At 70.7% G+C, this 14,228-nt stretch carries 9 protein-coding genes; 7 read left to right on the top strand and 2 right to left on the bottom strand.

Annotation, left to right across the window (positions count from 1 at the left end; genetic code table 11):
- Nucleotides 1-53: 53 nt before the first annotated feature.
- Nucleotides 54-1,082, top strand: coding sequence for a serine/threonine-protein kinase (locus tag ASE01_RS05800; RefSeq protein WP_056749223.1), 1,029 nt, complete (start codon nucleotides 54-56; stop codon nucleotides 1,080-1,082).
- Here ASE01_RS05800 and ASE01_RS05805 read toward each other — a convergent pair.
- Nucleotides 1,013-2,581, bottom strand: coding sequence for a hypothetical protein (locus tag ASE01_RS05805; RefSeq protein WP_235535877.1), 1,569 nt, complete (start codon nucleotides 2,579-2,581; stop codon nucleotides 1,013-1,015). The genes ASE01_RS05800 and ASE01_RS05805 overlap by 70 nt on opposite strands.
- 56 nt (nucleotides 2,582-2,637) lie before the next feature.
- Nucleotides 2,638-4,125: a M1 family metallopeptidase gene (locus ASE01_RS05810; RefSeq protein WP_056749224.1), complete on the bottom strand. Its 1,488-nt coding sequence runs from the start codon at nucleotides 4,123-4,125 to the stop codon at nucleotides 2,638-2,640.
- Between the two features lie 129 nt (nucleotides 4,126-4,254).
- Between ASE01_RS05810 and ASE01_RS05815 the strand changes: the two genes are divergently transcribed.
- The 6 genes from ASE01_RS05815 (at nucleotide 4,255) to ASE01_RS05840 (ending at nucleotide 14,195) form a co-directional block, all read left to right on the top strand.
- The gene (locus ASE01_RS05815) at nucleotides 4,255-6,771 is read left to right on the top strand and encodes a hypothetical protein (RefSeq protein WP_056749225.1); all 2,517 of its coding nucleotides are present in this window, start codon (nucleotides 4,255-4,257) and stop codon (nucleotides 6,769-6,771) included.
- A 210-nt stretch (nucleotides 6,772-6,981) separates the two neighbouring features.
- Nucleotides 6,982-9,984 carry a (Fe-S)-binding protein gene (locus tag ASE01_RS23885; protein ID WP_321164117.1) on the top strand — a complete coding sequence of 1,001 codons (3,003 nt, stop codon included), beginning with the start codon at nucleotides 6,982-6,984 and terminating at the stop codon, nucleotides 9,982-9,984.
- A gap of 31 nt (nucleotides 9,985-10,015) precedes the next feature.
- Complete coding sequence (locus tag ASE01_RS24315) at nucleotides 10,016-10,546, top strand: hypothetical protein (protein ID WP_157537117.1); 531 nt, start codon at nucleotides 10,016-10,018, stop codon at nucleotides 10,544-10,546.
- A 111-nt stretch (nucleotides 10,547-10,657) separates the two neighbouring features.
- Entirely contained in the window at nucleotides 10,658-12,286 is a 1,629-nt protein-coding gene (locus ASE01_RS05830; RefSeq protein ID WP_056749227.1) for an AMP-binding protein, read from the top strand.
- A 59-nt stretch (nucleotides 12,287-12,345) separates the two neighbouring features.
- On the top strand, nucleotides 12,346-12,834 hold the full coding sequence (locus ASE01_RS05835) for a SigE family RNA polymerase sigma factor (protein ID WP_056749228.1): 489 nt from the start codon (nucleotides 12,346-12,348) through the stop codon (nucleotides 12,832-12,834).
- Nucleotides 12,831-14,195, top strand: a complete 1,365-nt coding sequence (locus tag ASE01_RS05840) for a PASTA domain-containing protein (RefSeq protein WP_056749229.1) — start codon at nucleotides 12,831-12,833, stop codon at nucleotides 14,193-14,195. The genes ASE01_RS05835 and ASE01_RS05840 overlap by 4 nt, the downstream gene beginning before the upstream one ends.
- Nucleotides 14,196-14,228 lie beyond the last annotated feature (33 nt).

Below are 14,228 nucleotides of genomic sequence, written 5' to 3' on the forward strand. Positions count from 1 at the left end.
CGGGCTGGGGACAGACCTCCCGGGCTCGGCGCGCTGCGGGTACAAACGAGGACGTGCCCGCCCCAGATCGTCGTGACCCGCCCGCACCGGGCGACCTGCTCGGTCCCTACCGGATCGTGCGTCGCCTCGGGCAGGGCGGCATGGGCGCCGTGTACGACGCCGTCGACACCACGCTCGATCGCCACGTCGCGCTCAAGGTGATCACGCCCGCGCTCGCCGACGACCCGCAGATGCGCGAGCGGTTCGTCCGCGAGGCCCGGGCGCAGGCGTCGCTCGACTCGCCGCACGTCGTCCAGGTCTTCTCGCACGGCGAGGTGGACGGCCGACTCCACATCGTCACCCAGCTCGTGCCCGACGGCGACCTGGGCCGGTTCGTGCGGCGCCACGGCCCGCTCGAGCCGGGGTTCGCCGCCGACCTCGTCGCGCAGGTCGCGGACGGGCTGGCCGCGGCGCACCGCGCGGGTCTGGTGCATCGCGACATCAAGGCGTCCAACGTGCTGCTCCGCCACCGCGGCACCGACACCGTCGCCCAGCTCGCCGACTTCGGGATCGCGGACGCCTGGAGCGCCGGTGAGATGGCCGCGGACGTCGTTGCTCTCGGTCGGCTGCTCGGTTCGGTGCTGGCCGACGGCGTCGGCCGGGAGCTCGCCGCTGTGGTGGGTGCTGCGAGGTCGGCCGACGAGCTCCGCGACGGGCTGCGCTCGTGGGGGACCGGGCGCCGGTCGGTCCCACCTGGGGGCCGTCGGGGTCGTCGGCGCCTGGTCGCGGGCGTCGCGGTGGCGGCCGTCGTCGTCGTGGGCGTCGGGGGCGTGCTGGCCGGCGGCGGGGCGTCCGACGACCTCGGTCCGGAGGCGCGGGTGGCGCGAGCGTTGCAGCAGCAGGCCGGCCTCGACGACACGAGCGCCACCTGCGCGGCGCACCGGATCGTCGAGCGTCACGGCGTCGAGGGGTGGCGCCGTCCGGAGCACCGCGACGACGTCCTCGCCGCCGTTGCTGCCTGTCTCTGGTGGCCTCAGCCGTCGGCGAGCCGGATCAGTCCGAGGATCGTGGCGACGTACAAGGAACCGTCCGGACCGAGGTAGATCGCCGCGTAGTGGTTGTTCCACTGGATGCCGGTCCCGGTGAGACGGCTCCACGCGGTCTCGCCGGTGCGGATGTCGATCGCGGTGACGTACCAGGCGTCGAGGAGGTCCTTGCGCGGCGGCTTGGAGTACACGTAGACGAGCCCGTTGCCGAGCGAGGCCTTCGGTACCGAGGTCGGTGCGACGGTCGGGTTGGTCCACGCCACGTGGCACCCGTCGGGCTCGATCATCACCCGCGAGACGCCGGGCGTCGTCGACCTGCCGAGCAGGGTCGACTGGACGCCGGCGTACCCGTGGTTGTTCTCGATGATCAGCGAGTTGCCGGCGGCGACGAGGCTGTTCTCCGTGGTGCTCGCGCCACTCCGCAGGACCGGCACCGAGCAGTGCTCGCGCTCGGCGTCGGGCACGCCCTTGCGCCGGTCGTAGACGATGACGTGGCTCTGCGGCTCGGCGTTGTCGGCGATCCCGATCCAGCGCTCGCCGATCAGGGTCGGGGACGTGCCGGAGCCCTGCGAGAGCATCCCGGGCTTGACCCCGGTCCCGCGGTCGTAGGGGATCGCCCAGGTGATCTCGGGGGTGCCGTCGGCGGCGGCGTCGAGCCGGTAGGACTGGTGGGTCGAGACGAAGTAGACGCCACCGGTCTCGTCGGTGGAGACCGAGTTGAAGATGCCCTCGCCCTCCGGGAGGTCGAGGGCGTGCACCGTCCCGCTCGCCCGGTCGAGGGTGCCGACGGTGCCCTGCTGGCTGAACCACCAGAGCCGGCCCGACCAGTCCACACCCGTCGCGACGAGGCAGTCGCCGTCGGCGAGGTGCGAGGCGAGCGGCCAGGTGCGCCCCTTCGCGAGCTTGCCGTCAGAGGTGACCTGGACCTCGGCAATGGCCGACTCCGTGGTCGTCGCGTAGGCACGGTCCTGGCCGTCGAGGAAGAAGTAGGTGCCACCGCAGATGTCGGTGAACGGGTTGGCGGACTTGCTGAAGTCACGCGCCGACAGCTGGAGCTGGGAGAGTGCGCGCAGCGTCACCGGGTCGATGACCATCATCGTGAAGCCCTCGAGACCGCCGCACAGTCCGACGATCCGGCCGCGGGAGTCGAACGCCATCGTGGCGCACTCCCGGATGCCGTACGACGCCGTGCGCATCGTCAGTGCGCGACCGGTCGGGCCGGAGACGGCGTACGCATCGGTGCTGTAGGCGTCGTTGTGCATGCTGCTGCGGCCGTTCGGCGCCAGGAACGGGTTCTGCGGCACGGGCGGCGCGGGCAGGGGTTGGGGCGTGACCGCGGCTCCGGTGAACCGGGGCACCAGCAGGTCGGTCGGCAACGGCGGGATCGGGAGTCCCGGGACGGTCGGCAGTGCGGGCAGGCCGGGCAGCGCGAAGCCGCTGGTGGTGCCGGTGCTGCTGGAGTCGCCGTCGTCGGCCGCGACCGTCGGCGTCGCGGTGCCAAGGGTCAGGGTGAGGACGCCGGCAGCCGCGACGGCGGCCAGGGAGCGGAGACGCATCCGACGAGAGTAGAACGTGTTTCATTCTCGGCGGAAGGGGTGCTCGGCAAAGTCGCTCAGCGTGCGGGCGTCTCCTTGCCCAGCAGCCAGGCGTCGAAGAACTGGGAGAGCTCCGCGCCGGTGGTCTTCTCGATCCAGTCCCAGTACTCGGTGCGGTCGGCGGTGCCGTTCTCCTGCGAGGCCGGCCACTCGCGCAGCACCTTGAAGAAGTCGTCGTCGCCGAGCTTCTCCCGCAGCTCCTGCCACATCAGGGCGGGGCCGTAGTAGATGTTGCCGTCGCCGAACTGCTTCGGGTCGAAGGTCGCGGGCGGACCCGCGCCGGCCCGCAGCTGGGTCTCGAAGGAGGCCCACTGGTCCATCTTCTCCGCGACCTCGATGCCCTCCTGCTCGGCCTCCCACATGCCCTGGAGGTACATCGCCATTCCTTCGTTCATCCACACGTCGGACCAGTCGGCGGGGGTGACGGTGTCGCCGTACCAGTGGTGCGCGACCTCGTGCACGATCGTCCCGGCCGAGAGGCTGTAGGACGTGTTGCCGAGGGTGATCATGGTCTGGGTCTCCATGCCGCTGTCGTTGTCGACGACGAGGATGCCCAGCGAGTCGAACGGGTAGGGCCCGAGCACGTTCTCGACCCAGTCGACGGCCTCGGGCAGGTAGTTCGTCTGGCCGGGCAGCGCGCCGCCGTCGGCGTCGGTCCACACCTGCAGCGGGACGCCGCTGCTGGACTCCAGGTCCGTGTGCTGGAAGTCCCCGAAGGCCACCGTGACGAGGTACGACGACGCGGGCTCCGCGAGGTGCCAGGTGGTCGTCGTCGAGCCGGCCTTCTCCGTGGTGTCGGTGAGCTGGCCGTTGGCCACGCCGGACCAGGGGGAGGGGACGGTGAGGGCGAAGTCGTAGAACGCCTTGTCGGCGGGCTGGTCGTTGACGGCGTACCACGTGAACGCGCCGTAGGGCTCCTGCAAGGTCCAGGTCTCGTGCTCGTCGGTGATGCTCCAGCCGACGCCCTGGGTGAAGTCCGAGCGGGTGCTCGGGGCGGGCGCGGGCGCCGGGGTTCCGGCGTAGGTGATCGCGAGCTCGTACTCACGGTCCTTCGTGATCGGGTGCGCGATGCTCAACTGGGTGCCGTCGATCTGGTGGCCGGCCTCGGCGCCGTCGACCGTCAGCTCGGAGATGGCGAGCTGCTCGTTGAAGTCCAGCGGGATCGCGGTGGCGTCGCCCGTGGCCCGGAACGTCAGCGTCTGCCGGCCGGTCAGCTCGTCCTTCTCGGGGTCCCAGGTCAGGTCGAGGTCGTAGTGCAGGGCGTCGACGAGCGGGTCGCCGATCTGCGGGTAGACCGAGTCCTCACGGGTCTCGCTGCGGGCGAGGGCGTACTCCCCGCCGTCGGCAGGGGTGGTCGGGGTGCTGGTCACCGTGGGCGTCGGGGTCGGCTCGTCGTCGCGGTCGGACCGGGGGTCGCCGTCGTTGCCGCACGCGGCCAGCGCCAGGGCGAGGGCGGCACTTCCGGCCGCCGTCAGGAGGCGGGGTGCGCGAGTGGTGCGGGTCATCGTCGGTTCCTTCCCGGGGTGTGCGGTCATCATGCCCGGCGAACGAATGTGAACACTGCTCACTTTCCGGTGTTACCCTCGCCCGACTCGCTCGTTGAGTGACCGGGATCACTTGCTCTGGAGGTTGGCGTGGAGAGACTGCAGGACACCGGGACCTCGCGACGGATCGGGCTGGCCGTCGTCACGGCCCTGTCGATCCTCGGCGTGGCCGCGCTCCTTCCGGGTGGTGGCGCCGGCGCTGGTACGCCGAGCCTGGCTGCGGCCGCGGAACAGCAGAAGGCCGACCGCGGTCTCCCGCACGACGACTCACTGCTCCCGCCGCACGACCACAACGACCCCGCCACCAAGAACGACGTCTCCCGCGGACTCGCCGTCGGTGACGACGTCGTCGACCCCACCTCGGCGGTGCAGCGCACTGCCTCCGAGAGCTACGTGAACTCGCAGCGGGCGCTGGCCGACCCGCCCCTGCGCACCGCGCGCCCCTATCCAGTCCGTACGTCCGTCCCCGCCCACCGCTACGCGATGGCGGGCGGTTGCTACACGCTGAAGGCGCCGACCGGGGCCTTCGGTCCCTACTACTTCAAGGCGACCCGGCTGGGCGGCTACCTCCTGCACACGCCCGAGGGTCAGCTCGCCCTCCAGGGCAACGGCACGGTCAAGGCCGTCGCCAGGGCGAGTGCTGCTGCGGACTGGACGGCGCGGGTCGCCACGGGCGGCTTCCGGTTCGACGTCGGGTCCGGCAAGGCGTTGACCGTCGTCGGCGGCAAGCTCGTCAAGGGAGCCGGGACGACCTTCGCCCTGCGCGTCGCGACCGGCTGCCCGTCGTACCCCGAGGCCCAGGTCAACGTCACCGGCGACCCGTTCGCCGGCGAGACGACCTACCAGGAGGTGCGTGGCTTCGTCGACGCCCACACCCACGGCATGGCCTTCGAGTTCCTCGGTGGCAGCGTCCACTGCGGCCGGCCGTGGCACGCGTACGGCGCGCCGTACGCGCTCGTCGACTGCCCCGACCACACGTTCACCCAGGGCAAGGGAGCGCTGCTCGAGGCAGCCCTGTCGGGCGAGGCTTCGCACGACCCGGTCGGCTGGCCGACCTTCAAGGACTGGCCGGCTCCCGAGTCGCTGACCCACGAGGGCACCTACTACCGGTGGCTGGAGCGCGCATGGCGTGGTGGCCAGCGCCTGTTCGTGAACCTGTTGGTCGAGAACAACAAGCTCTGCCAGATCTATCCGCTCAAGCGGAACTCCTGCGACGACATGGACTCGATCCGGCTGCAGGCCAAGGACATGCGGGTGATGCAGGACTACATCGACGCGCAGTTCGGTGGCCCGGGCAAGGGTTTCTACCGGATCGTGGAGGATCCGTTCGAGGCGCGACGCGTGATCAACAGCGGCAAGATGGCCGTGGTGATGGGGATCGAGACCTCGATCCCGTTCGGCTGCACGTACAAGAAGCTGCTCGGCAAGGACTATCCCGCCTGCACCAAGGCGGAGATCGACGCCAACCTCGACGAGATGCACGCGCTCGGCGTGCGTCAGATGGAGCTGGTCAACAAGTTCGACAACGCGCTGGCCGGTGTCGCCGGTGACTCGGGTGCGATCGGCCCGCTGGTCAACGCTGCGAACTTCCTGGAGACGGGCTCCTTCTGGGCGATGGAGCACTGCGAGCCGGCCGACGGCGAGTCCGCCGACAACCCGCAGCTCGCGGTGCTGCCCGATCTCGGTGCGGGCCAGCAGGACGCGCTCTTCGGCGCGATCGGCAAGGTGCTCGGCCTGCTGCCGGCGGTCCCCCTCTACGGCCCGCCCGCCCACTGCAACCGCCGCGGACTCACCGAGCTCGGCGTGCACACGATCGAAGCCCTCGCCGAGCGCAACATGGTCTTCGACCCCGACCACCTGTCGGTGAAGGCCCGGGCTGCGTCGATGGACGTCATCGAGGACCTGCGCTACCCCGGCGTCATCTCGAGCCACTCCTGGTCCACGCCCGACACCTATCCGCGGATCTACCAGGCGGGTGGCTTCATCACGCCGTACGCCGGCGACTCGACCGGTTTCGTCCAGAAGTGGCGTCGCCACCTGGGCTGGGCCGACCCGCGCTACTACTTCGGCTTCGGTTTCGGCGCCGACATCAACGGCCTCGGCGCCCAGGGCAACCCGCGCGGAGCCGACGTCGCGAACCCGGTCAGGTACCCCTTCACGGGCCTCGGCGGCGTCCGCATCGACAGGCAGAAGGCCGGGCAGCGCACCTGGGACATCAACGTCGACGGCGTCGCGCAGTACGGCCTCTACCCCGACTGGGTCGAGGACCTGCGCAAGGTCGCCGAGGCCCAGCGCAAGGGCGACGGTGTCCGGATCGTCGAGGACATGGCGCGTGGCGCCGAGGCCTACCTGCAGATGTGGGAGCGCTCGTACGGCGTCAAGGCCGACTCGTGCCGCAACCCCAAGCTGCGCAAGGCCACCTCGACGGTGACCGGGCTCATCCGGACCGGCATGAGCACCCAGGCCGTGCTGCGGGCGGTGGGCCAGCCCTACGAGCGGCTCGGGACGTCGTACACGTTCTGTGCGAAGACCTCGACCCGGACCAGGGTTCCGGTGCGGGTCACGTTCAACGCGGCGGGCAAGGTCACGGCACTGCGCATCTCCTGAGACGGGCATCGGCTGAGGGATTGATCACCCCCCAATCGAAGTTACCTGCCGGTAGGCTCACGGAGTCGGACCTCTGGTCCAGGAATCGGTAAGGCTTGCCTTTGGTTCGCTGACCCGGACCTTGGCCCTAGGCTCGGCCCGCGCATTCGTGTGTGCGCACCCTGAACCTGCAGACGAGTGGAGATGTCGCCAATGCAGATCGTTGCGATCGTGGTTTCGCTGACCATCTCGGTCATCGCCATCGCCCTCACCGCTCGCGCTGTCGTCGCGATGCTCGGCGTCTTCCGGAAGGGGCAGCCGGCGCCCGGCCGCACCGGCAACCCGGTGGGTCGCACGGTGACGATGCTCAAGGAGACGTTCCTCCACACGCGCATGCTCCAGTGGACCTGGGTCGGCATCCTGCACTGGTTCGCCTTCGCTGCGTTCATCGCACTCTCCACCGCCGTCGCGGCCGCGTTCCCGCAGCTCTTCGACCCCGAGTGGACGATCCCGGTCCTCGGGAAGTGGTGGATCTACGAGTGGGTCGCCGAGCTGCTCGGCCTGCTCGGCACGATCGCGATCATCCCGCTGATCATCTACCGGGTCCGGAACCGTCCCTCCGCCAACGGTCGCCAGAGCCGGTTCTTCGGATCGACCATGTGGCAGGCGTACTTCGTCGAGGGCATGGTCCTCCTGGAGAGCTCCGCGATCCTCTTCATCCGCGGTGCGGAGTACAACCTCGCCAAGGCCCACGGCGGCGAGGCCGCCGAGCACGCCGACGCCTTCCACTTCCCCGTCTCGCAGTTCTTCGCCCGCCTCTTCCCGACGGGCGAGGACTCGATCGGGACCCTCGAGAACATCATCTTCTTCATCGCGATGATCAAGATCACCTCGGCGATGATCTGGCTGATGGTGATCTCCAGCAACCTCACCATGGGCGTTGCCTGGCACCGCTTCACTGCCTGGTTCAACATCTGGTTCAAGCGCGAGGAGGACGGCGGCACTGCGCTCGGCGCCGTCAAGCCGCTGACCTCCGGTGGCAAGCCGATCACCCTCGACGACATCGACGACCTCGACGAGGACGCCGTCCTCGGCGCCGGCTCCATCTGGGACTTCTCCTGGAAGGACCTGCTCGACTTCACCACCTGCACCGAGTGCGGTCGCTGCCAGTCCCAGTGCCCCGCCTGGAACACCGAGAAGCCGCTCTCGCCCAAGCTGATGATGATGGCGCTGCGCGAAGAGGCTTTCGCCGTCGCCGGTGGCGCCGAGCCGCGCGCCCTGGTCGGCAAGACCGAGCACGACCAGTCCGACGGGGTGCTCGACTACTTCTACAACCCGGAGGGCGCCGACTTCGTCATCGACGAGGACGCCCTGTGGGGTTGCACGAACTGCGGTGCGTGCGTCCAGCAGTGCCCCGTCGACATCGAGCACGTCGACCACTTCGTCGACATGCGCCGCTACCAGGTGCTGGTCGAGTCGAACTTCCCCTCCGAGCTCAACGGCCTGTTCAAGGGCCTGGAGAACAAGGGCAACCCGTGGAACATGTCCGCCACGGCGCGGCTCGACTGGGCCAAGGACCTGCCCTTCGAGGTCAAGGTCGTCGGTGACCAGATCGAGGACCTCGAGTCCGTCGACTGGCTGTTCTGGGTCGGCTGCGCCGGTGCCTACGAGGACCGTGCGAAGAAGACCACCCGCGCGGTCGCCGAGCTGCTCGACCTGGCCGGCGTCTCCTTCGGTGTGCTCGGCAACGGCGAGACCTGCACCGGTGACTCCGCTCGCCGGGCGGGCAACGAGTTCGTCTTCCAGGGCCTGGCCCAGCAGAACATCGAGACCCTGACCGAGGCGAAGGCCAAGAAGGTCGTCTCCACCTGCCCGCACTGCATGAACACCCTGCGCAACGAGTACCGCGACCTCGGTATCGAGCTCGAGGTCATCCACCACACGCAGCTCCTGAACCGCCTCGTGCGGGAGGGAAAGCTGACCCCGGTCGACCAGGGTGCCGGCGCCCACGCGCGCAAGGTGACCTACCACGACCCGTGCTTCCTCGGTCGTCACAACCAGGTCTACACGCCGCCGCGCGACCTCCTGGAGATCCTTCCCGGCGCCGAGTTCGCCGAGATGGAGCGCAACAAGGAGAAGTCCTTCTGCTGCGGCGCCGGTGGCGCACGCATGTGGATGGAGGAGAACATCGGTGAGCGGATCAACCTCAACCGCACCGCGGAAGCGGTCGGCACCGAGGCCGACCAGATCGCGGTCGGCTGCCCGTTCTGCCGGGTGATGCTCTCCGACGGCCTCACCAAGATGCAGGCCGACGGCGACGCCCGCGAGGAGGTCGAGGTCCTCGACGTCGCGCAGATGCTGCTCGCCTCGGTCAAGGGCGTGCAGGCCACCAAGCTGGCCCCCGGTGCCGGAGCGCCCGCGCAGGCGAAGAAGGCCGCGCCCGCCGCGAAGGACGCTGCGAAGCAGTCCGTCGAGACGAAGGCCGAGCCCGAGCAGGGCGACGTCACGATCACCGAGGACACCGTCGTCGCGACCGAGGACGCCGGTCCGGCCGCCAAGGCCTCGGGCGGCTCCTCGATGTTCGACGACCCCGGCTCCATGTTCGACAGCCCGACCGAGGCGAAGGCTGCTCCTGCGGAGAAGGCCGAGCCGGCGGAGTCCGGGGCGGCGGAGTCCAAGGCGGCGCCGGCCGAGGGTGGCTCGCTCTTCGACGACTCCAGCTCGCTCTTCGACTCCCCGGCGCCTGCCGAGAAGTCGGCGGAGAAGCCGGCTGAGAAGGCTGCGGAGAAGCCGGACACGTCGGGTGGCTCGCTGTTCGATGGCGGCGGCTCGCTGTTCGACACCCCGGCCCCCGAGGCGCCGAAGCCTGCCGCGAAGGCAGCCGAGGAGCCTGCAGCGGAGAAGCCTGCGGAAGAGCCGGCGGCGAAGGCCGAGCCCGCTGCGCCCGCGCCGACGGCGGACCTGAGCGGCGGTGGGTCGCTGTTCGACCTCGAGGCACCCGCGGAGGCCCCGAAGGCGGAGGCCCCGAAGGCGGAGGCCCCGAAGGCGGAGGCCCCGAAGGCGGAGGCCCCGAAGGCGGAGGCCCCGAAGGCGGAGGCCCCGAAGGCGGCCTGCGGTGGACCTGAACGCGGGCGGATCCCTCTTCGACCTGGCTGCGCCAGAGGCACCTGCCCCCGCTCCGAAGGCTGCCCCCGAGGCTGCACCGGAGCCCGGGCCCGCCGCGTCGAACGATGACGCCAGCGCGGTCGCCGCCGAGGCGAAGAAGGTGGCCGACGACGCTGCCAAGGTCGCCGAGGAGGCTGCCAGGGTGGCCGATGAGGCCGCCAAGCTCGCCGACGCCTCGGCGCCGGCGCAGGAGCCTGCTCCCGAGCCCGTGGCCGAGAGCGAGTCGGCCGAGCCGGCGGAGCCTGCCGAGGCGACGGAGTCGGCCGAGCCCGCCGCTTCCGCCGCGTCGGGTGCCGCAAGCGCGCCGCACACGGACGTCGACATCAATGCGATGGGCTCGCTGTTCGACCTCGCCGCCCCGGAGTCGGCCGCGGTCGAGCGCCCCGCTGCTGCGCCTGCTGCCGCGGAGCCTGAGGCTGCCACGCCGGAGCCCGAGGCTGCGGAGCCTGCTGCGGAGCCGGAGCCTGCTGCGGAGCCGGATGCAGCCGCCGAGCCCGAGCCTGAGCCTGCTGCCGAGCCCGAGCCGGAGGCGCCCGCGAAGGCGGCCGCTCCCGCGTCGTACTCGGGCGAGGCCCACCAGCCGAGCACCGACGTGGACATCAACGCCGCGGAGTCCCTCTTCGACCTCTGAGTCGCGTCACCGCAGGAGCCCCTTCCGTCACGGCGGAGGGGGCTTCCTGCGCTTCCCGCCCCCTCCTTAAGGGGGCTGTGACCCCGCTCACCCGCGAGGCACGATGGACCCATGACGGAGCTGTCCTACGCCGCGGGCGAGACCACCACGCCACTGCTGGACGAGACCATCGGTGCCAACCTGGAACGCACGGTCGCGCGCTGGCCCGAGCGCGAGGCGTTGGTCGAGGTCGCCAGTGGGCGGCGATGGACCTGGCGCGAGTTCGACCGCGCGGTCGATGACGTCGCCCGCGGCCTGATCGCCGCCGGCATCGCTGCGGGGGACCGGGTCGGCATGTGGGCGCCGAACTGTGCCGAGTGGACGATCGTGCAGTTTGCCGCAGCCAAGGCCGGCGCTGTCCTGGTCAACGTCAATCCGTCGTACCGCACCCACGAGCTGGCCTACGCCGTGAACCAGTCGGGTCTGCGCCTCCTGCTCGCCGCCACCCGGTTCAGGACCAGCGACTACCGCGCGATGGTCGAGGAGGTCGTCGCTGCCGGAGAGGTGCCCGGTCTCGAACGCACTGTCTACGTCGACAGCTCCGACTGGGCGGCACTGATCGAGGCGGGTGCAGGTCTTGCGGAGGACGCCCTCGGCGAGCGACAGGCGACGTTGGAGCCCGAGGACCCGATCAACATCCAGTACACGAGTGGCACCACCGGCTTCCCCAAGGGCGCGACGCTGAGCCACCGCAACATCTTGAACAACGGCTTCTTCGTGACCGAGCTGATCGGCTTCTCCGAGACCGACCGGCTCTGCATCCCGGTGCCCTTCTACCACTGCTTCGGGATGGTGATGGCCAACCTCGGGTGCGTCACCCACGGCGCCACGATGGTCATCCCCGCGCCCGGCTTCGATCCGTCGATCACGCTCCGCGCGGTCCAGGAGGAGCGCTGCACGGCGGTGTACGGCGTGCCGACCATGTTCATCGCGATGCAGAGCGCGGCCGACTTCGCGTCGTACGACCTCTCCACCCTGCGCACCGGGATCATGGCCGGGTCGATCTGCCCGGTCGAGGTGATGAAGAGGTGCGTGGACGACATGCACATGGGCGAGGTGTCGATCGCCTACGGCATGACCGAGACCAGTCCGGTGAGCTGCCAGACGCGGGCCGACGACGACCTCGACCGCCGCACTGCGACCATCGGTCGGGCCGCGCCGCACGTCGAGATCAAGATCGTTGACCCGCTGACGGGCGAGACCCTGCCGCGCGGTGTGACGGGGGAGTTCTGCACGCGTGGCTACTCGGTGATGCTCGGCTACTGGTCGGACCCCGAGAAGACGGCCGAGGCCGTCGACGGCGACGGCTGGATGCACACCGGCGACCTCGCGGTGATGCGGGACGACGGCTACTGCCTCGTCGTGGGCCGCATCAAGGACATGGTCATCCGGGGCGGGGAGAACATCTACCCCCGCGAGATCGAGGAGTTCCTCTACGCCCACCCCGACGTCGAGGACGTCCAGGTCGTCGGCGTGCCGGACCCGAAGTACGGCGAGGAGCTGTGCGCCTGGATCCGGATGCGCGCAGGCGCGGCACCGCTCGACGCGGTGAGGGTCAAGGAGTTCGCCGACGGCCGGCTCGCGCACTACAAGATCCCCCGCTACGTGATGATCGTGGAGGAGTTCCCGATGACGGTGACGGGCAAGATCCGCAAGATCGAGATGCGGGAGCGCTCGACGGAGGTCCTCGGCCTGGCGTGATCGGAACCTTTCGGCGCCCCTCGCCGGTCACACTGGGTGAGACCGAACCGAGGAGCCCGATGGACTTCAGCACGTACGTCGCCCAGCGGCGTCCGCGTCTGGTGCGGACCGTCGTCCTGCTGGGCTGTCCTGCGGCCGACGCCGAGGACATCGTCCAGAGCGCGCTGCTGAAGTGCTACCGGTCCTGGCGCCGGGTGAGCGCGGCCGACGAGCCCGACGCCTACGTGCACCGGGTCCTCGTGACGACGCTGTACGACGCCCGCAAGCGTCGCTGGAACGGCGAGCTGCCGACCGACGACCTGCCCGAGGGGGTCGGAGTCGAGGTGGCCGGAGTCGAAGCGGCCTGGGTCGAGGGCGTGGCCGTGCGCCGTGCGCTCGCCACGATGAGCCCGGACCACCGGGAGGTGCTCGTGCTGCGCTACTTCGCCGACCTGGGTGAGCGGGAGACCGCGCGGGTCCTGGGCGTGGCGCCCGGGACGGTGAAGTCGCGGACGTCTCGCGCCTTGCAGGCACTGGCGCCCCTGGTCGCCGCGGAGGAGACGTCATGAGCGAGGACATCGAGGGCATCGTGGAGACCGAGGCGCGCCGGCTGTTGGGCCTCGCGGGGGCGACGATCGAGGTCGCCGACGACGCTCCGCTCCGACTCACCGGACTGCCCGAGCCGGACGGCCCGACCGCTGCGCGCTGGCTCGCCGTGGTGGCAGCGGTGCTGGTGCTGATCGTCGCCGGTTCGGCCTGGGCGCTCTCCCGCCAGGCAGGGCAGACGCCCGCGCCTGCGCCGCGGCCCGCCGGCGATCCGGTCGAGCAGGAGCACGTGTTCGCACAGGACCAGATGCCGTCGTACCTCGGCCTCGATCGGGCGGCTGCGAAGGCCGACCTCGACGCCCGCCGCATCGAGCACGTCGCCATCGAGGCGGAGCCGTCCTGCGCGCCGCCCGGGCTGGTCGCGATGACCGACCCGGCGCCCGGCGCGCCCCTGCCGTCCGACCAGCCGGCCACGATCCTGGTGACCACCGCACCGCCTGCTGGGTTGTGCGCCGTCGGCCACCGCACGCAGTCGTGGGAGCTCCTCCGGTTCGCCCGCGGCCTCGGTGCGCCGCCGCCGCTGGCCGCCCGGGTGGAGCTGTCGATCGCCGGCGGACCCAGGGTCAGCACGGACGGGTCCGCACTGGCTGACCCGGAGGCGGATGCCTGGACGGTCTGCGACGAGGAGTGCCATGCCGCTCCTGCGCTGCTGCGCGAGCTCGCGACCCGCACGTGGCGCCTCGACGGTCAGGTCGTCGGCGCGCGTGTGCTGAGCTCGTCGGCTGTGGACTGCGGCGGAGTGCAGGGCGGGAACGTCATGACGGTCGGGGCCGGCGTGACGGCCTGTCCGGGGGTGGGGCTCTGGTGGTCGGTCGACGAACGGGGGCTGATCGATGCCATCGCGATGAGCCTGCACGAGGACGCCGGCGACGTGCCCGTGCCGCAGGTCGCGCCCACCCCCGCCCGGCGGGCGTCGGCCGAGCGGTTTCTGGATTGGGCTCGCACCGGTTCGACGCCGCCGGACTTCGCCGACCGCGTCCGCAACTTCGTGCCCGGCTTCGCCCCGCCCTGGAACGAGAACCCGTCGAGCCGGAGCGGGTGGTCAGGCTGTTCGGGCCTCGGTTTCCCTGATTGCGGGATCGACCCGGTCGCCGCGGTTCTCCAGGAGAAGCGGCCGATGGTGGCGGCAGCGGGCGCGGTCGTCTGCGCGTGGACGAGCGCCGCCGAACGGGCGTTGCCGGCTCGCTTCGACGTTGCCGACGATGTCGTACGCCTCCAGGTCGAGGGGGTCACCGGGTGCGGGGACGGTGCGGTCGTGGAGTTGTGGATCGACGAGACCGGGACGATCTACGCGGCGCGGCTGGTGGCTCTGGCGTCGCAATGACGCCACGCGGGGTTGATTTGACATCACGATGAT

The sequence above is a fragment of the Nocardioides sp. Root190 genome, assembly GCF_001428565.1.
Classification (GTDB): Bacteria; Actinomycetota; Actinomycetes; order Propionibacteriales; family Nocardioidaceae; genus Nocardioides.

Excerpts from the sequence above, each read along its gene's own strand:
- ASE01_RS05805 (WP_235535877.1), bottom strand. The coding sequence starts at position 2,581 with ATGCGTCTCCGCTCCCTGGCCGCCGTCGCGGCTGCCGGCGTCCTCACC.
- ASE01_RS05810 (WP_056749224.1), bottom strand. The coding sequence starts at position 4,125 with ATGACCCGCACCACTCGCGCACCCCGCCTCCTGACGGCGGCCGGAAGT.
- ASE01_RS05830 (WP_056749227.1), top strand. The coding sequence starts at position 10,658 with ATGACGGAGCTGTCCTACGCCGCGGGCGAGACCACCACGCCACTGCTG.
- ASE01_RS05835 (WP_056749228.1), top strand. The coding sequence starts at position 12,346 with ATGGACTTCAGCACGTACGTCGCCCAGCGGCGTCCGCGTCTGGTGCGG.
- ASE01_RS05840 (WP_056749229.1), top strand. The coding sequence starts at position 12,831 with ATGAGCGAGGACATCGAGGGCATCGTGGAGACCGAGGCGCGCCGGCTG.